Source organism: Desulfocicer niacini (assembly GCF_054657595.1).
In genome coordinates this window covers 121,714-147,027 of the sequence record NZ_BAAHYK010000001.1, presented here as the reverse complement: position 1 = coordinate 147,027, position 25,314 = coordinate 121,714, and the positions used below count along the sequence as shown (strand labels likewise).

General features: G+C 50.1%; 23 protein-coding genes and 1 tRNA gene. 10 read left to right on the top strand and 14 right to left on the bottom strand.

Annotated features, from left to right (window positions below):
- Nucleotides 1-2 precede the first annotated feature (2 nt).
- The 7 genes from pyrH to rho all read right to left on the bottom strand — a co-directional run bounded on the left by pyrH (nucleotide 3) and on the right by rho (nucleotide 5,912).
- Nucleotides 3-731, bottom strand: a complete 729-nt coding sequence (pyrH, locus tag ACYQ2M_RS00750; RefSeq protein WP_459914387.1) for a UMP kinase — start codon at nucleotides 729-731, stop codon at nucleotides 3-5.
- A 4-nt stretch (nucleotides 732-735) separates the two neighbouring features.
- Complete coding sequence (gene tsf, locus ACYQ2M_RS00745; protein WP_459914386.1) at nucleotides 736-1,332, bottom strand: translation elongation factor Ts; 597 nt, start codon at nucleotides 1,330-1,332, stop codon at nucleotides 736-738.
- Nucleotides 1,333-1,344: 12 nt separating this feature from the next.
- Nucleotides 1,345-2,184 carry a 30S ribosomal protein S2 gene (rpsB, locus tag ACYQ2M_RS00740; RefSeq protein WP_459914385.1) on the bottom strand — a complete coding sequence of 280 codons (840 nt, stop codon included), beginning with the start codon at nucleotides 2,182-2,184 and terminating at the stop codon, nucleotides 1,345-1,347.
- A gap of 163 nt (nucleotides 2,185-2,347) precedes the next feature.
- A complete protein-coding gene (gene prmC, locus ACYQ2M_RS00735; RefSeq protein ID WP_459914384.1) occupies nucleotides 2,348-3,256 on the bottom strand; it encodes a peptide chain release factor N(5)-glutamine methyltransferase in 909 nt (302 codons plus the stop codon).
- A gap of 6 nt (nucleotides 3,257-3,262) precedes the next feature.
- Nucleotides 3,263-4,327: a peptide chain release factor 1 gene (gene prfA / locus ACYQ2M_RS00730; RefSeq protein ID WP_459914383.1), complete on the bottom strand. Its 1,065-nt coding sequence runs from the start codon at nucleotides 4,325-4,327 to the stop codon at nucleotides 3,263-3,265.
- Between the two features lie 68 nt (nucleotides 4,328-4,395).
- Nucleotides 4,396-4,620 carry a 50S ribosomal protein L31 gene (gene rpmE / locus ACYQ2M_RS00725; RefSeq protein WP_459914382.1) on the bottom strand — a complete coding sequence of 75 codons (225 nt, stop codon included), beginning with the start codon at nucleotides 4,618-4,620 and terminating at the stop codon, nucleotides 4,396-4,398.
- A 44-nt stretch (nucleotides 4,621-4,664) separates the two neighbouring features.
- Nucleotides 4,665-5,912: a transcription termination factor Rho gene (gene rho / locus ACYQ2M_RS00720; RefSeq protein WP_459914381.1), complete on the bottom strand. Its 1,248-nt coding sequence runs from the start codon at nucleotides 5,910-5,912 to the stop codon at nucleotides 4,665-4,667.
- An 869-nt stretch (nucleotides 5,913-6,781) separates the two neighbouring features.
- On the opposite strand from rho, the gene ACYQ2M_RS00715 reads away from it, so the two are divergent.
- From ACYQ2M_RS00715 to ACYQ2M_RS00690, 6 genes are all read left to right on the top strand, one after another.
- The gene (locus tag ACYQ2M_RS00715) at nucleotides 6,782-7,456 is read left to right on the top strand and encodes an adenylate kinase (protein WP_459914380.1); all 675 of its coding nucleotides are present in this window, start codon (nucleotides 6,782-6,784) and stop codon (nucleotides 7,454-7,456) included.
- Between the two features lie 145 nt (nucleotides 7,457-7,601).
- On the top strand, nucleotides 7,602-7,805 hold the full coding sequence (gene rpsU, locus ACYQ2M_RS00710) for a 30S ribosomal protein S21 (RefSeq protein ID WP_459914379.1): 204 nt from the start codon (nucleotides 7,602-7,604) through the stop codon (nucleotides 7,803-7,805).
- Nucleotides 7,806-7,929: 124 nt separating this feature from the next.
- Nucleotides 7,930-9,252 (top strand): bifunctional folylpolyglutamate synthase/dihydrofolate synthase, encoded by a 1,323-nt coding sequence (locus tag ACYQ2M_RS00705; RefSeq protein ID WP_459914378.1) that lies wholly within the window; start codon nucleotides 7,930-7,932, stop codon nucleotides 9,250-9,252.
- Between the two features lie 274 nt (nucleotides 9,253-9,526).
- Nucleotides 9,527-9,602: transfer RNA gene (locus ACYQ2M_RS00700), tRNA-Arg, on the top strand.
- Nucleotides 9,603-9,612: 10 nt separating this feature from the next.
- A complete protein-coding gene (locus ACYQ2M_RS00695) occupies nucleotides 9,613-10,848 on the top strand; it encodes a glycosyltransferase family 4 protein (RefSeq protein WP_459914377.1) in 1,236 nt (411 codons plus the stop codon).
- A complete protein-coding gene (locus ACYQ2M_RS00690; protein WP_459914376.1) occupies nucleotides 10,835-11,584 on the top strand; it encodes a class I SAM-dependent methyltransferase in 750 nt (249 codons plus the stop codon). Before ACYQ2M_RS00695 ends, ACYQ2M_RS00690 begins: the two co-directional genes overlap by 14 nt.
- Nucleotides 11,585-11,804: 220 nt before the next feature.
- On the opposite strand, the gene ACYQ2M_RS00685 is transcribed toward ACYQ2M_RS00690, so the two are convergent.
- The 7 genes from ACYQ2M_RS00685 to tmk form a co-directional block, all read right to left on the bottom strand.
- Nucleotides 11,805-14,159 (bottom strand): FtsK/SpoIIIE family DNA translocase, encoded by a 2,355-nt coding sequence (locus tag ACYQ2M_RS00685; RefSeq protein ID WP_459914375.1) that lies wholly within the window; start codon nucleotides 14,157-14,159, stop codon nucleotides 11,805-11,807.
- Nucleotides 14,156-15,805: a ribonuclease J gene (locus ACYQ2M_RS00680; protein ID WP_459914374.1), complete on the bottom strand. Its 1,650-nt coding sequence runs from the start codon at nucleotides 15,803-15,805 to the stop codon at nucleotides 14,156-14,158. Before ACYQ2M_RS00680 ends, ACYQ2M_RS00685 begins: the two co-directional genes overlap by 4 nt.
- 37 nt (nucleotides 15,806-15,842) lie before the next feature.
- Nucleotides 15,843-16,175, bottom strand: a complete 333-nt coding sequence (locus tag ACYQ2M_RS00675; protein WP_459914373.1) for a hypothetical protein — start codon at nucleotides 16,173-16,175, stop codon at nucleotides 15,843-15,845.
- A 152-nt stretch (nucleotides 16,176-16,327) separates the two neighbouring features.
- Nucleotides 16,328-16,516: a ferredoxin gene (locus ACYQ2M_RS00670; RefSeq protein WP_459914372.1), complete on the bottom strand. Its 189-nt coding sequence runs from the start codon at nucleotides 16,514-16,516 to the stop codon at nucleotides 16,328-16,330.
- Nucleotides 16,517-16,634: 118 nt separating this feature from the next.
- Nucleotides 16,635-17,741 (bottom strand): hypothetical protein, encoded by a 1,107-nt coding sequence (locus ACYQ2M_RS00665; protein WP_459914371.1) that lies wholly within the window; start codon nucleotides 17,739-17,741, stop codon nucleotides 16,635-16,637.
- 2 nt (nucleotides 17,742-17,743) lie between these two features.
- Complete coding sequence (locus ACYQ2M_RS00660) at nucleotides 17,744-20,026, bottom strand: cysteine synthase (protein WP_459914370.1); 2,283 nt, start codon at nucleotides 20,024-20,026, stop codon at nucleotides 17,744-17,746.
- Nucleotides 20,023-20,664: a dTMP kinase gene (tmk, locus tag ACYQ2M_RS00655; RefSeq protein ID WP_459914369.1), complete on the bottom strand. Its 642-nt coding sequence runs from the start codon at nucleotides 20,662-20,664 to the stop codon at nucleotides 20,023-20,025. The genes ACYQ2M_RS00660 and tmk overlap by 4 nt, the downstream gene beginning before the upstream one ends.
- Before the next feature lie 154 nt (nucleotides 20,665-20,818).
- Between tmk and ACYQ2M_RS00650 the strand changes: the two genes are divergently transcribed.
- The 4 genes from ACYQ2M_RS00650 to holB all read left to right on the top strand — a co-directional run bounded on the left by ACYQ2M_RS00650 (nucleotide 20,819) and on the right by holB (nucleotide 25,285).
- The gene (locus ACYQ2M_RS00650; protein WP_459914368.1) at nucleotides 20,819-23,062 is read left to right on the top strand and encodes an LPS-assembly protein LptD; all 2,244 of its coding nucleotides are present in this window, start codon (nucleotides 20,819-20,821) and stop codon (nucleotides 23,060-23,062) included.
- On the top strand, nucleotides 23,059-23,583 hold the full coding sequence (locus ACYQ2M_RS00645; protein ID WP_459914367.1) for a UpxY family transcription antiterminator: 525 nt from the start codon (nucleotides 23,059-23,061) through the stop codon (nucleotides 23,581-23,583). Before ACYQ2M_RS00650 ends, ACYQ2M_RS00645 begins: the two co-directional genes overlap by 4 nt.
- A 352-nt stretch (nucleotides 23,584-23,935) precedes the next feature.
- Complete coding sequence (locus ACYQ2M_RS00640; protein WP_459914366.1) at nucleotides 23,936-24,211, top strand: HU family DNA-binding protein; 276 nt, start codon at nucleotides 23,936-23,938, stop codon at nucleotides 24,209-24,211.
- A 3-nt stretch (nucleotides 24,212-24,214) separates the two neighbouring features.
- The gene (holB, locus tag ACYQ2M_RS00635; protein WP_459914365.1) at nucleotides 24,215-25,285 is read left to right on the top strand and encodes a DNA polymerase III subunit delta'; all 1,071 of its coding nucleotides are present in this window, start codon (nucleotides 24,215-24,217) and stop codon (nucleotides 25,283-25,285) included.
- The last annotated feature ends 29 nt before the right edge of the window (nucleotides 25,286-25,314 follow it).

The window sequence follows — 25,314 nt, the reverse complement described above, 5'->3', positions numbered from 1 at the left end:
GATCAGACTTGGGTACCATAAATACGGGTACCCACCCCTTCACCGCACACAGCTGACAGGATATTGTTCTCCTGGTGAAGATCAAACACCTGCAGGGGAAGATTATTATCCATGGCAAGGGAGATGGCCGTCATGTCCATGACATGAAGCTGGCGTTCCAGTACCTCCATGTAGGAGATTTCAGAAATAAACGCCGCATCCGCATGCTCCACAGGATCCTTGTCATACACCCCGTCCACCTTGGTGGCCTTGAACAGAATCTGGGCCTTGATTTCCTTTGCCCGGAGCACGGCGGCCGTGTCCGTGGTAAAATAAGGATTGCCGGTGCCAGCGGCAAAGATAACAGCACGCCCCTTTTCCAGATGCCGCACGGCCTTCAGGCGAATAAAAGGTTCCGCCACCTGATCCATGGACAGGGCAGACTGTACCCGGGTGGGAATGCCTTGTTTTTCCAGGGCATCTGCCAGGGCAAGGCTGTTGATCACCGTGGCCAGCATGCCCATGTTGTCGGCGGCGGCCCGGTCCATACCGGCGGAACTGCCGGCAATTCCCCGGAAAATATTGCCGCCCCCCACCACCATGGAAACCTGGACTCCAAGATTATGCACCTTGGCAACTTCTGCTGCCACAAAATTAATCATCTCAGGTTGAATACCAAACCCCTGGTCTCCCATGAGGGCTTCTCCGCTGAGCTTGATAAGAACCCTTTGAAATTCAGGTTTCCCGGCCATGGTTTTATTCTCCTAATTGAAAGCGGACAAATCGTTTGATTTGAATATTCTCACCGATTTTACCAATGGCTTCGGTGGTCATCTCCGCCACACTCTTCTTGGGCTCCCGGATATAGGGCTGGCTAAGAAGACAGGAATCCTTGTAGAATTTCTGAACCTGACCTTCCACGATTTTATCCACGATATTCTCAGGCTTTCCCTGTTCCAGAGCCTGGGCACGGTAAATCTCACGCTCCCGGTCCACCAGTTCCTGGGGAATGTCTTCGGGATTCAGTCCGGCGGGGTTGGCTGCGGCAATGTGCATGGCCACATTCTTGGCAAATTCCATGAAATCTTCTGTTTTTGCCACAAAGTCAGACTCGCAGTTGATTTCAACGAGTACACCCAGCTTGGATCCGGCATGGATATAGGAGTAAATGATGCCTTCAGAAGTGGCACGGCCAGCCCGTTTCTGGGCCTTGGCAAGTCCTTTTTTCCTCAAGAAATCCAGTGCCTTCTCCACGTTTCCATCGGTTTCCACCAGGGCTTTTTTACAATCCATCATCCCTGATCCGGTCTGATCACGAAGCTCCTTGACCATTTTTGCTGTAATGTCTGCCATTTTTATAGCTCCTTATTCTGCCTGAGCCGCAGTTTGTCTTTTTATTTTTTCCACCACAGGACCGTCGGTGCCATCGGAAACCACGGTGCGTTCTTCACCTTCCATCATGGCCGCGGCCATTTCGCCATCATCTTCTGCCTTGTCCCTGCCAGCCTGCTGTTTTTCTTCATAACGGGCAGCGCCTTCCACGCAGGCATCGGCAATGCGACTGGCAAACAATCGAATGGATCGAATGGCATCATCATTGCCCGGAATCACATAATCAATGTCATCGGGATCACAGTTGGTATCCACCACCGCCACAATGGGAATTCCCAGGCGCTTTCCTTCACGCACGGCAATCGCTTCGTTTTTGGGATCAATGATAAAAATGGCACCGGGAAGACCTTTCATGTTGCTGATACCGCCTATATCATTTTCAAGCTTTGCGCGTTCTTTACCCATTTTAACCCGCTCTTTTTTGGGATATTCTTCAATGCGGCCATCCATTTCAATGGTATTGAGGAACTCCAGGCGGTTAATGTTCTTTTTAATGGTCTGGAAATTGGTGAGCATGCCACCCAGCCAGCGGTTCTGGACATAATAAGTCTCTGCCCGGTTGGCTTCTTCGTAGATTGATTCCCGGGCCTGTTTTTTGGTACCCACAAACAGGATCTGCTTGCCTTCTGCGGCCACATCGCTGATAAAATCAACGGCGGTCTTGAACATCTTCACCGTCTGCTGAAGGTCAATGATATAAATACCGTTTCTGGCACCAAAGATGTACTTTTTCATCTTGGGATTCCAGCGACGGGTCTGGTGTCCGAAATGAACACCAGCTTCCAGCAATTCACGCATTGAAATGTCTACCATGTTGTTTCTCCGTTTACCTTAATATTGTTTTTCCACCACCCCTGTCATTCCCAACACAGACCATCCCAAAGGACAGCACCCCATGGCGGGTCCGGGGGTGTGAGTTGTTATCCAGGCTCTGCAAAATCAAGCCCGGATGTAAATCCCGACTGGTATATCAAAATCAGTTTTTTTTATCAATTCTTTTTTTAATCCTCACCACCCGGTGATGCCCGGCTTCATCTTTGATGGATTGGAAATCTTCATAGGCCGGCAAGGTTTTAATCAGTGATCTAAGGGCCGGCTCCTGATCAAATCCCATTTCAAAAAGAAGCACCCCGCCTGGCACAAGGTGCTCCGGGGCCCGGGAAAGGATATGGCGGATGCAGTCAAGGCCATCGTGACCGCCGTCAAGGGCCAGACGGGGTTCATGATGTCGGATCTCAGGGGCAAGGGTCTCAATGTCCCGGGTGGGGATATAGGGGGGGTTGGACACAACCACATCAAACCGGACATCCATAGAGAAAGGCTCAAACCAGGACCCCGATACAACAGACACCCCGGGGACACAATCAAGGCTCCGGGCATTTTCAAGGGTGGTGGCCGCCGCATCCGGAGAGACATCCACCGCCACATACTGATGTCCGGGCTCAGCCCGGGCAAGGGAAATAATCAGAGCACCAGAACCAGATCCAAGTTCCAGGATTTTTAAAGGACGATGCGCCTGTATCTCCTGGAGGTCTTTTATGGCTGACAGCCCTGTTTCCATAAGTGTTTCAGTATCCGGCCGGGGAATAAGCACCCGGGGAGAAACCGACACCTCTATATCCCAGAATCCTTTTCTCCCGGTGATATATGCCACCGGCTCCCCTTGAAGACGTCTTTTTATAAGTGCTTTATAGCAGGCCAGTTCCTCGGGGTTTAAAGGACGGTCATACTCCAGGTAAAGAGACAGGCGATCCATGGCCAAGCAATGACACATAAGGATTTCCGCAGTGAGCCGGGGGCTATCCACGTCCCTGTCCTTAAAATAAGAGATCGTCCATGTCATAGTGTCAAGCAGTGTCCACACCCGCCGTCTGTCTTTTACCATAGGCCTTTACTGGCTCTCCTTCATTAACTGAGCCTGGTGATTTGTAGTCAGCTCGTCAATGATTTCCTGGATATCTCCGGCCATGATCTGTTCCAGACGGTACAGGGTAAGCCCGATGCGATGGTCGGTCATGCGACCCTGGGGATAGTTATATGTACGAATTCGACCACTTCGATCTCCGGTACCTACCTGTCCCTTTCGATCTGCGGCCCTTTTATCTTCCTGCTCCCGCACCATGGCATCCAGAATACGGGCCTTCAAAACCTTCATGGCCTGTATTTTATTTTTTATCTGTGATTTTTCATCCTGGCAGGTGGCAATGATACCGGTTGGCAGATGGGTGACCCGCACCGCAGAATCGGTGGTATTCACCGACTGACCGCCGGGGCCGGACGCTCGAAAAACATCCACCTTGACGTCACTGGGATTAAGATCCAACTCCACGTCTTCTGCTTCTGGCAGCACAGCCACGGTGACAGCAGAGGTATGCACCCTGCCCTGGGCCTCGGTTTCCGGAACCCGCTGCACCCGATGAATTCCGCTTTCAAATTTAAAACTGCTGAAGGCTCCCCTGCCCCGGATCATACACACCACTTCCTTGAATCCGCCGGCATGGGCCATACTGCTGTCAATGATCTCAACCACCCAGTTTCTGGACTCTGCAAACCGTGAATACATTCGAAACAAATCAGCGGCAAAAAGGCCGGCCTCTTCGCCACCGGTGCCAGCACGTATTTCCAGAATAACATTTTTATCATCCCGGGGATCCTTTGGCACCAGCAGCACCTTTACTTCTTTTTCAAGGGCGGCCACGGATCGGGTAAGCGAAGCGATCTCTTCTCTGGCCATCTCCTGAATATCCGGGTCATCATCCTTGAGCAGTTCCCGGGCATCGGCAAGTTCTGCCCTGACGTCCTTGTATTCACGAAAGACCGTGACCACCCGGGTCAACTCCCCATGCTCCTTAAGGCACTTTTGATAACGAACCTGATCCCCGATAACCTCAGGATCACTCAGGAGCCGCTCCAGTTTTATAAAACGCTCTTCAATACCCTGTAATTTATTTATCATGGCCCTTAAACTCAAAGGGGAAACCAGGCCATTGGCCCGATTCCCCCCTTTATTCTGATTAAACGAAACTATTTTTTTGATGCAGCCACTGCATCAAAACCTGCATATTTCTTCCGAAAACGATCAATACGGCCTGCGGTGTCCACAAGCTTTTGCTTGCCAGTGAAAAACGGATGACATGCTGCACAAATTTCCACTTTTATGTTCTCCTTGGTAGAACCCACCTCCAGCACATTGCCACAGGCACAAGATGCCTCTGTCCGCTTATATTCCGGATGAATCTCTTTTTTCATATTTACCACTCCTTAAATATTTTATCTTTACGCTTTCCCGTAGATTACGAGTTCATTGAATCAAGAAATTCTTTATTATCCTCTGTTCCTGACATTTTTTCAAGCAAAAAAGACATACTGTCCACAGAATTTAAACTGGAAAGCAATTTTCTCAAGATCCAGACACGATTGAGGGTGACATCATCCAACAACAGTTCTTCCTTGCGGGTGCCGGATTTATTGATATTAATGGCCGGGAATATACGCCGGTCCGCAAGCTTGCGATCCAGGACCAGCTCCATGTTACCCGTACCCTTGAATTCTTCAAAAATAACCTCATCCATGCGACTACCCGTATCAATCAGAGCCGTGGCAATGATGGTCAGACTGCCCCCCTCTTCTATGTTTCTGGCAGCCCCGAAAAAGCGTTTGGGTCGATCCAGGGCATTGGAATCCACCCCACCTGACAAAATTTTCCCGGACGGAGGCATTACAGAGTTATAAGCCCTGGCAAGCCGGGTGATACTGTCCAGCAGAATCACCACGTCATGACCCTGTTCCACAATGCGCTTGGCCTTTTCTATGACCATCTCCGCCACCTGCACATGACGTTCCGACGGCTCATCAAAGGTGGAACTGATAACCTCTGCGTCCACAGAGCGTGCCATATCCGTCACCTCTTCCGGGCGTTCATCAATAAGCAGAATCATGGGGACAATGTGCTCATGGGCTGCAATCATGCTGTTGGCAATATTTTTTAGCAGCATTGTCTTGCCGGACCGAGGGGGGGAAACAATGAGCCCACGCTGACCAAACCCGATGGGGGACATGAGATCTATGATGCGAGTGGAATAGTTATCCGGGCTTGCCGCAAGATTCATTTTGCGATCCGGATAAAGGGGGGTCAGATTGTCAAACAGAATGGTTTCAGCTGCAAGTTCCGGGTTTTCAAAGTTAACAGCCTCCACCTTGAGAAGGGCAAAATACCGCTCTGAATCCTTGGGCTGGCGCACCTGACCGGAAATAGTATCGCCGGTTCTGAGGTTAAAGCGCCGTATCTGGGAAGGAGACACATAGATATCGTCGGGGCCCGGCAGATAGTTATAATCCGGTGCTCTTAAAAAGCCAAAACCGTCGGGAAGAATCTCAAGGGTACCTTCTCCATAGATTTGGCCACTTTCCTCTATGGCGGCCTGGAGAAGGGCAAAGATAAGCTCCTGTTTTTTTACACCACCCACCCCTGTGATATTGTACTTCCTGGCAAGCTTGGTCAGCTCGCTCATCTTCATCCGTTTTAACTCTTCAAGATTCATGGAAACATACCCCGTAAAATTGTTTTATCATACTTCTTCCCCGATATTCTCCCGGACCAGACCTGCACAAAAAAACGCCACCCTTCCCTGCGCATGATAGATCCATCTCCATGCAAAGCAGCCATCAGGCTCCGGCTCCATTGTTTTTGCACATCAAAATTGTGAAAACGCAACGGGGGTTCCAGGCAAACCTGAAAAAGGAAAAGAAAAAAACAGATGGGTGTTTGAATCGAAACGGTTTAATTGGCATGGGTGATATGCTGCTGGAGCAATCTGTTTCCAAGAAATAAAATGGTATATATTATTATTTTCAGACACGCTCACTATTTAAAGACATGAAACATTCCGGCAGAACGCCTTAAAAGCGTGTTGACAATCGCTGGACCGCTGACACATGAAATGGTTTGGCGATGAAAAGCATTGACACAATGTCCCCGGCAGCCTGCCATGCCGCGGCCACAAGCCAAGCAATACATGCAGAAATACCAAAGGCACTATCGTTCCATGATGTAAACCCCTTTTTCAGCAATGTCAAGCAAAAGCGTCCCATGGATTAAAATAAAATCCACCCACCATTAAATTCATATCCAGCAGTCACTCCATTATTTTCCATAATTATTTTTTCATCCCTCCAAAGCTTGACATTCATCACCCACTTTTATAATTAAGGTATGCGCACCGGGGAAAGGTTCTTATCTCAAGCCTGCCAGGTTCACCCATGGCACCCCCGGCCAGCATCTTGATGATTGCCTTGAGCACCTGCAACACGGTGAAGCAACCCCATCAAACCCCAAAAACCAATACGACGAATCGGGGCGTCAACCCCTTAAACCCATAGCAAGACTAACATTCAATAAAAGGAGTATTTCATGAACATCATTTTTTTCGGACCCAACGGCAGCGGCAAAGGAACCCAGGGCTCAATACTCAAAGACAAGTACAACATCGCCCACATTGAATCAGGTGCCATTTTCCGGGAAAACATCAAAGGCGGCACAGAGCTTGGCAAACAAGCCAAGGCCTTCATTGACAAAGGAGACCTGGTTCCCGATGACATCACCATCCCCATGGTCCTTGATCGCTTAAAACAGGACGACTGTAAAAACGGATGGCTGCTTGATGGATTCCCGAGAAACAAGGTGCAGGCGAAAAAACTGGACGCATCCCTGAAAGAAGCCGGTATGAAGCTTGACTATGTCATTGAAATGCTTCTGGATCGACAAATTGCAAAAAACCGCATCATGGGCCGTCGGCTGTGTGAAAAAGACAACAACCATCCCAACAACATCTTCATTGACGCTATCAAACCCAATGGAGACAAATGCCGGATATGCGGTGGATCTCTGACCAAAAGAGCCGATGATCAGGATGAAGCAGCCATCGACAAGAGACACTCCATTTATTATAACGATGTGGACGGTACCCTGGCATCCGCTTACCATTTTCGTGATCTTGCAAAAACCGATGACAGCGTCAAGTATTTTACCCTCCAGGGAGAGAAAGATCTTAAGTCCGTCACCGAAGAATTAATATCAAAACTGTAAATCCATGGGCACCTTAATTTTATGCCCTATTTAAAAACATTGGCATCAAATCCATATTCCCCTTGAAAGATGCCTATTATGGTGATATAAATCAAGGGTTAAAAAAAATAAACCATCTATCTTCATGATGGGCAAGAAAGGGGCGATGCAGTTGAAGGATATCACAGTAAAAGTCATTGACAATGACGTTGAAAGAGCCATGAAAATTCTGAAAAAGAAAATTCAGAACGACGGACTTTTTAAACGTCTAAAAATGAAGAAAAACTTTGAAAAGCCGAGTCAGTACAGACGGCGTAAGATGAGAGAAGCCATGAGACGGCAGAGAATTGCTGCTTCTCGGGGAAAATAATTAGACATCTCCATCTTTAGAGTGTATTTTTACGAAAACCCGACTGAAAACCAGAAAATGAGCCTGGTTCGTTCAGTCGGGTTTTTATCCTGATGGACACCACGCAATATTTCCTGTGAGAACCATGAAAACACTATCATACCACCAGTGCCTGGAGCAGATGTTTTCCCTGGGACGTTTTGGCATCAAACTTGAGATGGATACTGTGACCGGCATACTTAAGCGCCTTGGATCACCGGAAAAAACATTTCATTGTATCCACGTCGCCGGCACCAACGGCAAGGGCTCCATAGCCTCCACCATTGCAAGCATACTGCAGGCATCGAACATCTCCACCGGTCTTTATACCTCCCCCCACCTGATCCACTTCAATGAACGATTTACCGTCAATGGCAACCCTGTGTCCGACGACGAAATTGTTGATGCCTATATGGCGGTGAAAGCCGCTGATACCGGAGAACGCCAGGCCACCTTCTTTGAACTGGCAACCGCCATGGGTTTTTATCTTTTTGCCCTGAAAAAAGTGCAATGGGCGGTCATTGAAACGGGAATGGGTGGTCGACTGGATGCCACCAATGTACTGGCACCGGCCGTCTCCATCATCACCAATATCTCCATTGAACACACCGACTATCTGGGCAATACCCTGGCAGAAATCGCCGGGGAAAAAGCCGGGATCATCAAGCCGGGGGTACCTGTTATCACCGGGGTCACCCAGGACGAAGCCCTCAGCGTCATAACAAAGGCCGCCCGGGGAAAAAAAGCCCCCCTGTACATCATGGGCAAGGACTTTACCACCGCCACGGCAAGCAGCACCGGCCTTGCTTCCCGGTTTGATTACCAGGGAATGGCTTTTTCCCTGAACGAACTTAATACACCCCTGCCGGGGAATCATCAGATCAACAATGCTGCCATGGCACTTGCTGCCTGCGAACTGCTATTAACCCCTGGGGCAAACAATCCCCTGCCCCCGGCCATCTCTCCAGAAACCATCAGAAAGGGGCTTGCAGCCACAAAATGGCCGGGCCGTCTGGAGTACATTCTTCATGATCCCCATGTAATTCTGGATGGCGCTCACAATCTCCATGCTGCAGAAAACCTGGCCCGTTTTTTAACAACGGAAGCCAAAGCCACCCATCTCACACTGGTACTGGGCATTTTAAATGATAAACCTTATGAGAAAATGCTGGAACACTTGGTACCCACGGCAGACCGCATCATCTTCACCCGTCCAAAAATAAATCGTAACCTTGACCCGGAAATACTCCTCAAGCTGTCAGAAAAACTGACCCGGGTGGAGATGTGTGTCATTGATGATGTGGCCCAGGCCGTCAGCCATGCCATTGACACCACCCCGGAAAATGGTACGGTGTGCATTGCTGGTTCTCTTTATGTGGCCGGAGAGGCAAGGGCATGCATTCTTGATCGATACCCCCGTGGGCTTTAATTTGCAAATTCAGGTCACCGCATGAACCAGTTTTGGATGGAATCAGGCTTACGTTATTGGCGCTGTTATTTAAGTTTACCTTGTAACACAGGTGGTTGTAGAAATCACAACAACACAAGTCCAACCCTATTGGACCGCCAAGCTTAACTGATAGCCCATGTTGTGACTAATTCCAGGATAAAAGCACCAAAATTATAATCCAGTCCGATTATTTTCAATGACAACCCATAAAAAAATTGATTTTTAATGAAAGAAAGACTATAAGAAAGGGCATGCGCTCGTAGCCCAGTGGATAAGGCGTCAGCCTCCGAAGCTGAAGATCGCTGGTTCGATTCCAGCCGGGCGCACCATCATTATACCATGCACTCCAGACTTTCCATTGCCATCATCAGCTACAGAAGTAATCCCCATTGCGGAGGACAGGGTGTCTACATCAGAAACCTGGGCCGGGCTTTGTCAGATCTGGGACACCGGGTGGAGGTTATTGCCGGTCCCCCGGACCCCCTACTCACCCCTGGCCCCATACTGACCCCCCTTAAAACCCTGGACCTGTACAATCCCGACGACCTGTTCAGAACACCGGGGATGGATGAACTCAAAGATCCCATCAACTTAATGGAATGGCTCGGGGTGTCCACCATGGGGTACCCGGAACCCCTGACCTTTGGCATGCGTGCTGAAAAATACCTTAAAAACCGCCTGGACAGATACGATATCATCCATGACAACCAGTGCCTGGCCTATGGCATCCTTGCCCTTTCCCGGAAAATGCCCGTCACCGCCACCATCCACCACCCCATGACCGTGGACCGGCGCATCGCCGTTAAATCCACCCGATCATTTTACAAGAAGCTGCAGCAGCTACGGTGGTACTCCTTCATCGGCATGCAAAAATATGTGGCACGGCGCCTTCCCCGGATCATCACCGTTTCTTGCTCCTCCAAAAATGATATTGCCAGGGAATTTAAAATCCCCAGAGAAAAATTTACCACCATTCCCATTGGAATAAACACCGAACTGTTTCATCCGGTGGACACCATAAAAGCACACCCCCACCGCATCATCGTCACCAACAGCGCTGACACCCCTTTAAAGGGTCTTTATTATCTCATGCACGCCATGCGCAAGGTGGCAGATACCCGGAAGGTGGAACTGGTGGTGGTGGGAAGCCCCAAAAAAAACGGCATTATTGAACGTCTCATCGCCTCCCTGAATTTAAAGGACCATGTCCGGTTCACCGGACGGCTGGACGACGATGCCTTTCTCCGGGAATATGCGCGGGCAAGCCTTGCCGTGGTACCATCTCTCTACGAAGGATTTGGACTGCCTGTGGGGGAAGCCATGGCCTGCAGGGTTCCGGTTATCTGTACCACCGGCGGTGCCTTGGCAGAAGTGGCCGGAGATGCGGCGGAACTTGTCCCCCCCGGGGATGCACTGGCCCTGGCCAGGGCCATCCTGGATCTCATGGACGACAAAAACAAACGGGAAAAACTGGCAGAAGCTGGATACAACCGCATCATGAAAGATTTCACATGGGAGGTCACCGCCAGGAAAACCGTTGAGACTTACAGGGAGATCATCCGTGATCACCATTGATTTCAAACGACTGGCCCCGAAACCCGGGGAAAAAATACTGGACATGGGATGTGGTGAAGGCCGTCACACCGCAAAGGCATCGGAATTTCCCGAAACCCTGTGCGTGGGCTCGGACCGAAGCCATGAGGATCTTGTAACCGCAAACAAAAAACTGACCTTCCACCACCAGCTTATTTCAGGTCACCGGGGAAAATGGACCCTGGCCCGGTCGGACATCGGGCAACTGCCCTTTAGAGACAACTGCTTTGATGGGGTGATCTGTTCTGAAGTCATGGAACATATTCCCGGGGCAGACACGGCCCTTAAAGAGCTGGTCCGGGTGCTCAAACCCGGAGGCACCCTGATCGTAACTGTGCCTCGGTTCTGGCCGGAAACCCTTTGCTGGAAACTGTCCCGGGAGTATCATCACACCCCCGGCGGCCACATCCGCATTTACCGAAAATCCAGCCTGGTCCGACAGATATGCCGCCAGGGCATGATCCCGAAAGGAAGCCACCATGCCCATGCCCTGCACGCCTTTTACTGGTGGTTAAAATGCCTCACCGGGGTTCACCGCACCGATGTGGGCCTTGTGAACCTGTACCACCGCCTCCTGGTATGGGATCTCATGGAAAAACCCCCTGTCACCCGAATCCTGGAGCGACTGCTTAACCCCATCATGGGGAAAAGCCTGGTGCTCTATTTTCAAAAACCTGCCCGCCATTCTGACACCAGGATCACGATCCAGAACCAGTAAATCCCAAATTTTTTTTATATAACATACATGGCAGTAAACCTCTGCCACAACGAAAAATGAAACTCTAATCATTGCAGTGTTTTAGACGGAGTTTCTTTATACCGCCCCCGATGGGTAATAGGAACCGGCCAATCGAGCTGTCTACAGTTCCGGGCCGGGACCCATTACCCGTCGGGGGGGGGGCGACGGCATATTGCCATTTCCATTATTCGCATTGTTTTTACGCTTCAAAGGATTTCACCAGGATTTCCCGGGGCTTTGAACCCTCTTGGGGACCTATAATCCCCTGGGATTCCATGGTCTCGATAATTCTTGCGGCACGGTTGTATCCGATTCGCAGATGTCGCTGCACACTGGAAATGGAAGCCGTACGGGTCCGGGTGACCAGGGCAACAGCTTCATCATATTTTTCATCATAATCCGCATCACTGCCATCCCCTGGGGATGCATCTGTCTTCTGGGTGACTTCCTCCACATACACCGGGGAGCGCTGTTCTTTTAAAAATGTGGTGACACGGGCAATTTCTCCTTCGGAAATGTAAGCACCCTGGATTCTGGTCAACCGCCCCGTTCCGGGGGGCATGAAAAGCATGTCACCGTTTCCCAACAAGGTTTCAGCCCCGTTGGTATCCAGAATGGTTCGAGAATCCACCTTAGAGGATACCTGGAAGGAAATCCGAGTGGGAAAATTGGCCTTGATCACACCAGTGAGCACATCCACAGAGGGTCGCTGGGTGGCCAGAATCAAATGAATCCCAGCAGCCCTTGCCATCTGGGCCAGACGAATCAGGGCCGACTCCACATCCCGGGAAGCCACCATCATCAAATCGGCAAATTCATCGACAATGACAACAATATAGGGCAGCTTCTCCGGGACTATTGCTTCGGGGTCCGCCGCCGTTATCTCTTCTTCGTCGCCGGAGACCCTGGCACCTTTTTTCAGACCTTCCTGAAGCTGTTTATCCACCAGCTGATTGTACTGCAAAAGATTTCTAACCCCGTTGTCCGCCAGGAGTTCATAGCGACGCTCCATCTCCCCCACGGCCCAATACAAAGCATTGGTAGCCTTTTTCATGTCCGTCACCACCGGCGAAATCAGATGGGGAATACCATCGTACACCGACAGTTCTATGCGCTTGGGGTCCACCATAATGAACTTCACCTCTTCGGGGGTGGCCTTGTACAGCAGGCTTATGATCATGGCATTGAGCCCAACACTCTTACCCGTGCCCGTGGCCCCGGCGATGAGCAGGTGGGGCATGGTTTCCATTCGGGCCACCACCGGCACCCCCAAGATATCCCGCCCCAGTCCCAGGGACATCCGGGAGTCAGACTCAACAAAAACCGGAGCGGACAGCATCTCCCGGATGACCACATTTTCCCTGATGTCATTGGGAATTTCCACTCCCACCACATCTTTGCCGGGAATGGGGGCAATGATACGGATACTCAGAGCGCTCAGGGCCAGGGCCAGATCATCGGTGAGATTAACGATCTTGCTGATTTTCACCCCGGGGGCTGGCCGGTACTCAAATGTGGTGATCACTGGCCCCGGCAAAATTTCTACCACCTCACCGGCAATTCCGAAATCTTTTAATTTATTTTCAAGGATTTGGCCTTTTTCCCTGAGGGCATCCCCGTCGACCCGGGTATGTGTGGCTTTCCTTTCGTTGAGCAGTGCCACCGACGGCAAAATAAATCCCATGCGCTCCAAGCTCTCTCCCGGGGGAGTTGCCACCGCTTCACAGGCGGCAGCTGGAGGCCTGGCCACAATCATGGCGCTTTTTTGATTTTTTTTGCCGGGGCTGACGGGGTTTTCCGCATGGGATGTGTCGGGGATCTGCCGGGGATGTGAGGGCGTTTTTGTTAAAGACAAAGAGCCACTTAAACGCTCATCTCCCATTACGGGTCCAGTAAACGAGACTAAACCCCGGGAAAGCCCCCCTCTTTGGGCGTCCTGTCTTTCACACAGTATCCTGCCAAGCAACATCCCGGTAGCATGCACAACCCCGGTCAGCCCCGCAAGGCCCTGTCTCATGTACCAAAAAAACTGAGCAGAGCCACGTACAACGATGTGAATCAAAGCAACAAAAGAAAGGTTAGTGGACAGCACCAGTCCCAAAAGCATAAGAAACACAAGTACAATGACGGCACCGGATACATTCAGGCACTGGATCAACCAACGGGTCACCCAGTCTCCCAGCACACCACCGGCACTGTAATAGGTTCCCCAAAATGAATATCCATCCCGAAACAGGGCCAGAAAACAGCCAAGTGACATGGTAAAAACAAGCCCACCTCCAAGCATGAGCCCCATGACACCCCGGGAGGGTTTACGAGCATGGACAAAGAAGGCACCCGCAAGACTCAGGGGAATATAAAGGGCTCCCACCCCGAAAAGACCCACCAGTATCCCCGATACCCCGGCACCCAAGGTGCCGAAAAGATTGTGCACCGGATCGGATTGAAAACTGTGATAATATCGAAGGGATGGAAGGGGGCTGTATGAGACAAGGCTCAGGCCCAGAAAAATGAAAAAGAAAAACAACAAAATGTTGGACAACTCTTTTTTCATACTTCTATAATAATGGGCAAAATCACCGGCCGTCGCCTGATGGTAAAGAAAAAATATTGTTTCAAGGCCTTTTGCAATCGGGTTCTGAGGATGTCCACCCGGGAATCGCTGCCGGCCTCCACCTCCTCCACAATTTCCAGAATCACGCATTGGGCATCATCCACCAGATATCCCGTTTCTGCACCAAACACAAACCCCTTGGAGATGAGCTCAGGTCCATACAATACAATACCTGTCTCTTCGTCAATGATCATGGATACCACCACCAGTCCGTCTTCGGAGAGGTTTCGTCTTTCCTTTAAAACACTGCGGCCCACATCTCCGATGCCCTTGCCGTCAATGAGCACCCGGCCGGTGTTCACCGTCCCTGCAATTCTGCCACCGGCGCCGTCAAAGGTGATAACCTTACCATTTTCCGCAAGAAGTACATTGGACCGGGGAAGCCCCAGACGTTCGGCAAGGCGGGCATGGGTGACCAGATGCCGGTATTCCCCATGAATGGGAATAAAATATTTCGGCCGGGTCAACTTAATCATCAGTTTCAACTCCTCCTGACAGGCATGGCCGGACACATGGACCTGGGCCACCTTGTCATAGACCACCTCGGCCCCCCGTCGATAGAGATTGTTGATGATGTTGGAAATGGCTTTTTCATTGCCGGGGATGGATTTGGAGGAAAGTATGACACTATCGCCCTTTTTGATGTTCACCTGTTTATGAAACCCGGTGGACATACGGGCCAGGGCGGACATGGGTTCCCCCTGACTACCAGTGGTGATAATCACGATTTCAGCATCCGGATAGGAATTTACCTGCTTAACATCCAGACACATGTTGTCCGGAAATCTTAAGTAGCCAAGCTCCCGGGCCACGGACACGGTCTGCTCAATGCTGCGGCCGTTGAACACAATTTTGCGGTGATGGTGCAAAGCGATATTAATGATCTGTTGAATGCGAAACACATTGGAGGCAAAAAGGGCCACAATCACCCGGCCGTCGCTTTCCGCCACGATTTTATTTATGGATTCACTGACCTTCTGATCGGAATCGGTGTATCCCTCCCGCTCCACATTGGTGGAATCGGAGAACAAGGCCAGCACGCCCTGATCTCCCAGACGGGAAAATCTTGAAATATCAGTCACATTACATTCTTCAATGCAATGATTGATCCGGAAATCTCCGGTGTGAACAATCATGCCTTCAGGGGTATTGATGGCAAGACCCACCCCATCCACGGTGCTGTGACTGACCCTTATAAATTCAATCTCAAAGGGGGCAATTTCCATTTTACCACCTGGAAACACCTGGTTAAGAACTGCATTGTTAAGGGGATCAAATTCTTTAAGCTTGTTTTTCACCACACTCAGGGTAAAGGCGGTGCCATACACCGGCACTGGCATATCTTTTAAAAGATATGCCAGGGCACCGATGTGGTCCTCATGGGCATGGGTAAGCACAACCCCCTTTACCTTGTCCCGGTTATCCCGGAGATATTCCATCTCGGGAATCACGATGTCCACACCCAGCATATAGTCTTCGGGAAACATGAGCCCGGCATCAACTATCATGATGGTCTGGTCGTACTCCACCACCATCATATTCAGACCGATTTCACCCAGACCGCCCAGCGGTATGACTTTCAACATTTATGTTTCCTCCTGAAAGCGGCATTTGCCCCTTTCATCAGGCTGTGATGGAAAGTGTCTCCAGGATGGCATCCACGGTGGAGATCAGCCATTCCCTCTGGAGTGGGGTGGCATATCCCATGCAATCGCATCTGATGCTTTTCTTAATTCTGACGAGAAACTCGCAGGACAAAAAGGTTTCTTCCAGTTCCAGGGCAAAGCAGTGGGGAGCACATGCTTCATGATCCTTCTGGAGGGGGGTCAACAGGCTACTTTCCAATTCAAGCCAATAGATATTTCCCAGCATGGGAGTTCCCAGATGGGTATCGAGATATGTCTTCAGTTTCCGGTGGTCCTGGAGATCAAGACCGTCAATGCGATATTGTTTCATAATAGAACAATGAAATACCACACAGTAGCGAATATTTGCAACACCTAAAAAACAGCCGGGCATAATTCCAGAGGTGAAAAACAAAAAACCCCTGGAAACGACACCCAATCGTTTGCCAGAGGTTTTTTATTAATCGAAGGATGAAAAAAGAATCAATCTTCTTCAACCGTGATGGCGTCTTCTTCGCATACTTCAACACAGCTCTCGCAGCCCATGCACTCTTCTGCATTGACAGGAACGGATTTTCCGTCTTCCATCTCAAATACTTCCACGGGGCATACGTCTACACATTCTTCACAACCTACACATTTACTTTCGTCTACGATCGGGGTAAAAGCCATCTTTAAAAAACCTCCTGTTGGATTATTAGTATATGATCTATCTTTAGATCTTTGTGACCTGTTTTAGATACCTTATAGATCGGGCATTTACAACAGATAAAAAAGCAAATCAAGCATTTTATTTTACCGGGTCAATGAGACAGATAAAAAGTTGCCCCTCAATCCAGGCATCAGGCAGGGGATACGCGGGGTTTTGATCATCCGAATAAAAAAAACGCCTAATTTCATCCCCTTTAAAAACATGGAGTTTCAAACGAGGACCACCAGGGTGAATTTCCTTATCTCTCATGGGGGAACAAGTCCCTTGTCCCTGCCCGAAAACTGCAGATTTCATATCGTCAAGCAGCTGATCCTGAAATAAACTGCCACCTGCACAGGTTTCTTTGTGCACATAATTTATCTCCTTGTCAAGCAACAATTGCCGCTCCTGTGAAATCTGCTCAAAAAAGGCAACCACAGCAGGGCTGGTTGTGACCAGTATAACTGGCTCTTCCCTTACCTCCATGGGGGTGTCGCCGGACCCAAGCAGCCGGGAAAAAACCTTAAACCAGGAACGGATGCGCAAAGAGGTCATCAACGCGCCGGGATCTTCACCGGTGGCGGTGGAAAAAAAAGAAAAATCATCGGGTGATATCCGGTCATTATTCGGCCGGGTGGTTGTTGATTCCTCTCCGGCCAGGGTAGCAAAAAGAGTGTTTTTTTTCTCATTAATGCTTGACAAAGCCTCATTAATGGCAGCCCTCTGTTCGTCATTTTCCCTGGCCAGACAAAGAAATGCAAGGGCTTTTACCAGGACCTTTTCCGGGTCTTCCTGGGACGATTCCGGAGATGGTTCTTTTTTGATCTGGGAACGAATGGCCGACACCTGGGTATCACTGGTGAAATATGGAGTTTTACGCAACAGCGACTTTAACTGTCCGGGACCGACACCGGATTGAACTGCCCATTGCCGATGATCCGCAAGAAGCCCCATCACCTTCTCCCGCATTGTTCGGGGAAAGGGCAGCAGGACAAGATCTGGTTTACAGAAAAGGTCAAGGGTTTCTTCAGGATCTTTTTTGCCAGCCTGTCTAGCATGGGAAACGCCGGGTTTTGCCCTCCATGTACCCGCAGACCATGCCTGTTCGGGATCAGAAGAAAGATAAAAAACCTGCCTTAAAGCAGCACCCATCAGGACCTGGTCCCGCACCGAAACATGGGTAAATGGAAAATAAAAAAATTTCATAGTTACCTCACCTTTTTATCGTGCAACTCAACACCCATGGCCACCAGTTCATCCCTGAGGCGATCGGCCGCTTCCCATTCCTGGCTGGTGCGAGCCAGTTCTCTTTTTTCCATCAGGGTTTTAACCGTTTCCGGGACATGGGCGGCCGGGGAAAAGTCCATGACATTGAGAACCTGGTCCACCTCCCTGAAGACAGAAATCACAGAAGCTGACCCGCCTGGATCAATGTCTCCGGTGTCCATAAGGCGGTTCAAGGTCTTGACACTCTTAAACATAAGAGCCAGCACATCGGACATTTTAAAATCGTCGTCCATGGCCAGACAGAATCCATGGCGGATATCATAGATCAGCTGATCAAGTTCGGCAAAGGGCTTACCGTCTTTCACCGCCGCCAGGCTCTGGATACAGCGATCCAGCTTATCCAGGGATTGTCGACAGGCATCCAGGACGGATTCCGACAGAATCAGATTCTTTCGGTAATGGGTGGACAAGAGCCAGAACCGGATCACACGCAAAGACCATCCCCTTTCAACAAGATCATCAAGGGTCAATTGCTCCACATCAGACGTCCCCAGGGATCCATCATACTGCACCGATTCACAGTGCATCCAAGTCTCCACCAGGGCAGATCCCGTGGCAGCTCTGGCAATGGCCATTTCGTTTTCATGGTGGGGAAAAACAAGTTCCCGGGAGCCGGTGTGAATGTCAAATCGTTCCCCGAGGTAGGACATGGAGATGGCGGCACATTGAAGATGCAGAGAAGGCCGCACATTGCCCCAGCGGGTATTTACGCAGATACCCCGTTTGAGCTCAGATAGCCCGATGCGTTTTAAAAGGGTAAAATCCCGGGGATTGTCCTTTTCATAATCATCAAGATCCACGGTGGCCCCCAGGCGAATTTTGTCCAGATCCACTCCGGAAAAGGTGCCATAGCCGGGCAGACTTGAAATATCAAAGTAAAGGGAGTTGAGTTTTTCATAGGCAAAACCCTTGTCTGCAAGGGTGCCTGCCAGCTGAACCATGCTTTCAACCTGCTCGCTGACAAGGGGCATGGCCTGGGCCGGGCGGACCTTAAGATCGTTCAGGTCTTTTTTAAACAGATCAATGTAACGCCGGGTATAACTTGCAAGTTCTTCACCGGCCGCTTCGGAGCCCTGGATGGTTTTGTCGTCAAGGTCGGTGATATTGAGCACATGGTTAACGGATATCTTTTTATATTCCAGATATCGGCACAGCAGATCCGTTGCCACATACCGGCGGAACTGGCCCGGGTCCAGGCGTTTATGCACGGTGGGGCCACAGGTGTAAATTCCGGCCTTTCCCTGGTTGACGGGGGTAAAAAGAGCCTTGGTGCGTGTCAGGGAGTTGTACAGATTCAAGGAGAGATGATCTTTCACCGTGAAAAGGGATGTGGAAAGATAACGCTCCCCGCTATCCGGCAGAATTACCACAATGACACCATTTTTAAGTTCTTTTGCCTCTTTAAGGGCAACGGCCATGGCGGCACCGCTGCTCATGCCCACAAAAAGCCCTTCCTTTCTGGCCAGCTGCCGGGCAGTTTCAAAGGCCTCTTCATCGGCAATATTTACCTTTTCATCCAGCAGTTTTTTATCAAAAATATGGGGCCGGTAGGATTCCTTCATATTTTTAAGCCCCTGTATGCCATGGCCCAGGAAGGGTTCCGCACCGATGATGCGAATGTCCGGGTTGCACTCTTTTAAACGTCGGGACAGCCCCATAAGGGTGCCGCCAGTGCCAAGGGATGCCACCACACAGGTCACCGTTCCCCGGGTCTGTTCCCAGATTTCCGGAGCAGTGGTGTTATAATGGGCCAGCCAGTTGGCCTTGTTATTATATTGATCCGTCATAAAATACAGATCTGGATTCTCCCGGGCCAGGCGATACACCTCTTCAATGGCTCCATCGGAACCTTTGTTGCCTGGGGTAAGCAGAATTTCTGCCCCCCTGGCTCTTAAAATCATTTTGCGCTCTTCACTGGCCGATTCGGACATGGTGAGCAAAAGTTTATATCCCTTCACCGAGCAGATCAGGGCAAGGCCGATGCCGGTATTTCCGCTGGTGGCCTCCACCACAATCTTGTCATGGGTCAGTTCTCCGTTTTTTTCACCATGTTCAATCATGGACAACGCTGCACGATCCTTTACAGACCCCCCTGGATTCAGGTACTCAAGCTTTGCAAGGATGGTTACCCCCGGAACAGTGTTAAGTTGCCGGATCTCCACAAGTGGCGTATTCCCAATGGAATTCAATATTGAATAACTCATTTATTTACCCCCAAACGGGTGGCAAGCCCGTACTTTATTTGCGTAAAAACCTCATCCGGGTTCCGGGAGGCATCCACCACCAGAAACCGCTGTTGTTCTTTTTGGGCAAGGGCAAGATATCCCGACCTGACTGCGGAGTGAAAAGACAGGGCCTCTTTTTCAAATCGGGATTCGCCATCCTCACGCTGGCCATTTTCAAGGGCCTTGAAGGTTCGTGAAAGACCTGTTTCCGGTGGCAAATCAAATAGAATTGTCAAATCCGGGATCAATGAACCCACCACCATGTCATGGATGGCATCAATAATGGACAAATCCAAGCCCCGGGCCCAGCCCTGGTACACCTTTGTGGCATCGGCAAACCGATCGCACACCACAATCATTCCAGCCTCCAGGGCTGGTATCACCACCTGGGACAAATGCTGGGCACGATCGGCCCCATAAAGCAGCAGCTCACAAAGAGGGGCCATGTCATGGCTTTCCGGATCCAGCAGAATGGATCTGATGCGCTTTCCAATGGCTGTGGCGCCTGGCTCCCGGGTAACCGTTACGCCGTATCCGGCTGTTTCAATATATTTTTTTATTGGGCCAATCTGGGTGGTTTTCCCCGAGCCCTCAATACCCTCAAGGGTAATAAACATAAATACTTCTTTCCGGGTCCGTTGCAGCCCCGTGGATAGGTTGAAAATTCTGGATCACGCCCCCTGCCCTTGACTTTTTATGACTAAAATGGCTTTATACAGTATTTTGAATGGAAGTGCAATTTCACACCACCCCAAAAAGAGCAAAAAGCCATTGACCTTATCATATTCCACGTTTAAACAATTCGGCATCATGCTTGTCTTTATCCTTGTCATGGCCACTGTATGCCGGGCAGCCCCCGCCTCCCTCGCAACCGGCAAGACATCGTGGCATCTGTCTGCCCGCACAGCCACCTATGACCAAGAGCAGCACCTCTATGTTGCAACCGGGGAGGTTATTTTATCCAGCGACACCGTCCGCCTTGACGCAGACCATGTCACATACAACTATCTGACCCGGGACGCCCGGGCCACCGGCCACGTCAAGCTCATCTCGGGTAAAGACACCATTAACTGTGATGCCATGGACCTGAACCTGGAAACACAGACCGGAACCATCATGAACGGGGTTGTGTTTGTGGAGGAAAATCATTTTTATATTTCAGGAAACCGAATTGAAAAAACAGGCCCGGCAAGCTACAAAGCCGACAGGGCATCTTTAACCTCATGTGCCGGGGATCATCCCGACTGGAAAATCACTGGCCGGGATATCTCCGTTACCATTGAAGGGTACGGCACTGCAAAACACGCCACTCTATGGGCAGGAAACATACCGGCCCTGTACACCCCGATCATGGCCTTCCCTGTGAAAAACCAGAGACAGACCGGCCTTCTTTCCCCCCGCATCACAAGCTCCGACCGAAAAGGCATGGAATATGATCAATCCATGTTTGTTGCTCTCTCCAGGAGCACCGATGCCACATTAAATATGAATTACATGTCCTACCGTGGGATAAAACTGGGAGCGGAATATCGTTATATCCAGGACAACAGCAATAAAGGTACCCTTTTTCTGGACTATCTAAAAGATAATAAAATAGATGACGGCACCGATACCACAAGTGATTACGCATATGCTGGCACTTCCCAGCGAACCAATGCGGACCGGTACTGGCTGCGCATGAAAAACGACAGGGAAATTTTTCCCCTGTGGAAGGCACGACTGGACCTTGATTATGTCAGTGATGAAGATTATCTCCACGAATTCAAAAAGGGAAACACTGGCCTTACCGCCACCCAGAATGCTTTTAAATCGACCTTTGGAAGGGAACTTGATGACTACGATGACACCACCCGTATAAATCAGCTTAACATCAAACGGGCCTGGAGTAATTACAACCTTAACATGGATGCCCTGTGGTATGACAATGTCACAGCTCGCCAGAACGACACCGATGACAGCACCCTGCAGTCTCTGCCCGCCATCACCTTCAGCGGGATGCGCCAGAACCTGGGAAACTCACCCCTGTATTTTGAGCTCAACTCCGGGTACACCCATTTTTTTCGACAAAACACCACAGACACGCTTCTGAACGGCCAGCGCATGGATCTCTATCCCAAAATTTATCTTCCCTTCCGATTGGGGGGCGTACAGCTAGAACCGTCCCTGGGGCTCCGGCAGACCCTGTGGTACACAGATGATGCAAAAGGCAGAGATGATATTCAAAACGGTTACAGCCACCGGGAAATTTTTGACATCAATATGGATATATCCACCGTATTTACCCGAATTTTTTCCCTGGATACCCCCACAGACCGAAAAATCAAACATGAGGTCACCCCGGCCCTGAACTACACCTTTATCCCCCAGGTGGATCAAACAGATATTCCCTGGTTTGACGACACCGATCTGATTGAAGAACAAAACACCCTTACCTGGCAGCTGACCCAGCGCCTGACATCCAGGCAACAGATGAAAAAATCTGAAAATCAATCCGGCAAAAATTCCCCCGGACATTCTTATCGGGAACTGGGCTGGCTGAAAATCTCCCAGGACTACCATCTGTCCGGTGAAGATGAAGACACGGATAAACCATTTTCAGACATTATGCTGGACCTTGAACTGTCTCCCATTCCCCATCTTTTCCTGGATACTGACTTGGAATGGTCCCCCTACAGCACGGGCATATCCAGCCATAACAGTGCCATCACCATCACAGATTTCAGGCAAGACCGTATCAGTGTCCAGTATAGATACAGCCAAGCGGACGAAGAAAATGACGTGGATGAAACAGAATCCATATATACAAGCATTAATTTCAAACTGAACCCGGGCCTGCGGGCATTTCTGGAATATGAAAAAAATCTTTATGAGGATGAAACCATTGAGGCCACCACCGGCATTGAATTCAATCGCACCTGCTGGTCCATGCAGGTATCCTACACCGACACCACCGATGATCAATCCATCGGTTTTCTCATCAATTTGAAAGGCCTTGGAGAATTTGGGACCCAATGAAATTAGACAAGTTATGGTATGCACTGCTCACCCGGAGCCGTTTTGAAAACGTGGTCCACGACCACATTAAAAAAAAATCCATCACCGTGTTTCTCCCAAAAACCCGGGTAAAAAGCCAGCGCAAAGACAGAAATAAGATGATCCACGTCCCCCTTTTTCCCGGCTATGTGTTTGTCAACATCCCACCGGCACCGGCAGAGCAGTTAAGAGTTCTTAAAACCATAGGAGCTGTTCGTCTTCTGGGATACCGAAAAGGACCTGTCGCCATTCCGGACAGCCACATTGAATCCCTGAAAATCATCACCCATGCCGATCTTGATGTAATCACAGGCCCGGGAACCTCCATGGCCAAGGGAGATCCGGTCCTGGTGGTCAACGGCCCCATGACCGGTGCCACCGGAGAGTTTGTTCAACATAAGGGCAAAGGCCGGGTCATCATCAGAATAGATGCTCTGGGTCAGTTTGCCGGAGTGGAGATTGATGAACAAGACATTGAAAAAGCACCCCATATGACCACATAACCCCCTTGACTTATTGCTGTAATTTGTTTATTAAGTGTTTTTATCTTTAACTTTAGCGTTTGAGTTGGGTAAATATTTGACCATCACTCCATCTTCACCCATTTTGGTCTGCTCACATGTCATTAGTATGCTACGCAGTCCCAAATACGCGGAGATGGAGCAGTGGACAAACATTTACATTACAAACCCGAACATTTACTGAATTGTCATCATCATGAACAAAACGTAATCAGGCAGATGTCATGACATTTCCCATGACAGTTGCGGCCCTGATTCCCCCAAAAACACAGCAGAGGGGCCGACCCGCGAGATCTGAAATGTCCCCCCTGGCAGCCCCTTTTAAGAGGACCCAATGAATAAACTTGAATTGATTTCCACCCTGAAACAGAAAACAGGGCTTACAAAGGCAGAGGCCGCAGATGTGGTCCAGACTTTCTTTGACTCCTTAACCGAAGCACTTGCAAAGGGTGAACGGGTGGAAATCCGGGGCTTATGCAGCTTTTTCATCAAAGAGTATGATAGCTACACCGGCAGAAACCCAAAAACCGGTGAAAAAGTAACCATCCCCCCCAAAAAACTCCCCTTTTTCAAATGCGGAAAAGAACTTAAAGAACGTGTAGATATCTAACCCATGCCCCCGTTTTCACCTCCATCCCGGGCCGCATCCCTCCGGGAAAAACAGCCCCATGTTGCAAACAGTCTGGAGGCCATCCTTTACAGTTCCAGGCTGCCCAATGCATTGCTGTTCACCGGTAACCCGAACACCGGGAAAAAAGAAGCGGCCCATCTTTTTGCCATGTCACTGAACTGCACATCCACCGGCCGACAGCTACACCTTGAAACCCACAAAGGTGCCCTGGAACCCTGCATGGTGTGCAGCTCATGCAAAAAAACCATTGCAGACATGCATCCGGACATCCTGGTCATCACTCCGGAAAAGGACAAAATAAAAATTGCCGGTATCCGGGATCTTTATCATACACTTGCATCCCCTCCCCACGAAGGGAGCCACCGAATGGTCCTTGTGACGGAAGCCCACAAGATGAACCAGGAAGCGGCCAATGCCCTGCTTAAAATACTGGAAGAACCCCCGTCAGGCACTTTTTTTATTTTGACGGCCCAGGATTTGAGCGGCCTTCTGCCCACCATCATCTCCCGGTGCAGACATTTACGCTTCACCCCCACCCCCCTTACGGTATTGAACCGACAAATCCAGGAGAGTACCGGGGCTGACCCCATGCAGACAGCCATTGCCGTGGCCACCGCCGATGGCACTCTGGACATGGCACACCAGCTTCTCAACCAGGACAAAAATGCCACCACCGACTGGAAATACCGCAGAAAATGGCTGATCAGCGCCCTCTTTCATCTGGTGGAAAAACAAAACTGCACCGATGCATCCCCGGCACTGTTTCTTGCAGAACGCCTGACCCGGAACACGGATGAATTAAAAATAATCCTAACCCTTATAAATACCTGGCTCCGGGATCTCATGGTGGTTTCCCATGACCCCCGGCAGGTTATCAACAAAGACGTTCTTGCAGATCTCCAGGCATTGTCGACGATGCTTACCGGAAAAAAGGCCGTGGCCTGGATCAAGGCACTTCACACCGCAGAAAAACGCATCCTTGCCAATGCAACCCCTCGACTGGCACTGGAATGTTTTTTCCTGACCCTGGCAACCGATTCCGTGGCCCCATAACCCAGACCTGACCCCAGCCCCAACCGGCC

Coding starts and splice junctions, on each gene's coding strand:
- ACYQ2M_RS00640 (WP_459914366.1), top strand. CDS start 23,936: ATGAATAAACTTGAATTGATTTCCACCCTGAAACAGAAAACAGGGCTT.
- ACYQ2M_RS00670 (WP_459914372.1), bottom strand. CDS start 16,516: ATGGCTTTTACCCCGATCGTAGACGAAAGTAAATGTGTAGGTTGTGAA.
- ACYQ2M_RS00660 (WP_459914370.1), bottom strand. CDS start 20,026: ATGAGTTATTCAATATTGAATTCCATTGGGAATACGCCACTTGTGGAG.
- ACYQ2M_RS00705 (WP_459914378.1), top strand. CDS start 7,930: ATGAAAACACTATCATACCACCAGTGCCTGGAGCAGATGTTTTCCCTG.
- ACYQ2M_RS00645 (WP_459914367.1), top strand. CDS start 23,059: ATGAAATTAGACAAGTTATGGTATGCACTGCTCACCCGGAGCCGTTTT.
- holB (WP_459914365.1), top strand. CDS start 24,215: ATGCCCCCGTTTTCACCTCCATCCCGGGCCGCATCCCTCCGGGAAAAA.
- ACYQ2M_RS00675 (WP_459914373.1), bottom strand. CDS start 16,175: ATGAAACAATATCGCATTGACGGTCTTGATCTCCAGGACCACCGGAAA.
- ACYQ2M_RS00685 (WP_459914375.1), bottom strand. CDS start 14,159: ATGAAAAAAGAGTTGTCCAACATTTTGTTGTTTTTCTTTTTCATTTTT.
- ACYQ2M_RS00680 (WP_459914374.1), bottom strand. CDS start 15,805: ATGTTGAAAGTCATACCGCTGGGCGGTCTGGGTGAAATCGGTCTGAAT.
- tmk (WP_459914369.1), bottom strand. CDS start 20,664: ATGTTTATTACCCTTGAGGGTATTGAGGGCTCGGGGAAAACCACCCAG.
- prfA (WP_459914383.1), bottom strand. CDS start 4,327: ATGATAAATAAATTACAGGGTATTGAAGAGCGTTTTATAAAACTGGAG.
- rpmE (WP_459914382.1), bottom strand. CDS start 4,620: ATGAAAAAAGAGATTCATCCGGAATATAAGCGGACAGAGGCATCTTGT.
- ACYQ2M_RS00695 (WP_459914377.1), top strand. CDS start 9,613: ATGCACTCCAGACTTTCCATTGCCATCATCAGCTACAGAAGTAATCCC.
- tsf (WP_459914386.1), bottom strand. CDS start 1,332: ATGGCAGACATTACAGCAAAAATGGTCAAGGAGCTTCGTGATCAGACC.
- rho (WP_459914381.1), bottom strand. CDS start 5,912: ATGAATCTTGAAGAGTTAAAACGGATGAAGATGAGCGAGCTGACCAAG.
- prmC (WP_459914384.1), bottom strand. CDS start 3,256: ATGGTAAAAGACAGACGGCGGGTGTGGACACTGCTTGACACTATGACA.
- ACYQ2M_RS00715 (WP_459914380.1), top strand. CDS start 6,782: ATGAACATCATTTTTTTCGGACCCAACGGCAGCGGCAAAGGAACCCAG.
- rpsU (WP_459914379.1), top strand. CDS start 7,602: ATGCAGTTGAAGGATATCACAGTAAAAGTCATTGACAATGACGTTGAA.
- pyrH (WP_459914387.1), bottom strand. CDS start 731: ATGGCCGGGAAACCTGAATTTCAAAGGGTTCTTATCAAGCTCAGCGGA.
- rpsB (WP_459914385.1), bottom strand. CDS start 2,184: ATGGTAGACATTTCAATGCGTGAATTGCTGGAAGCTGGTGTTCATTTC.
- ACYQ2M_RS00665 (WP_459914371.1), bottom strand. CDS start 17,741: ATGAAATTTTTTTATTTTCCATTTACCCATGTTTCGGTGCGGGACCAG.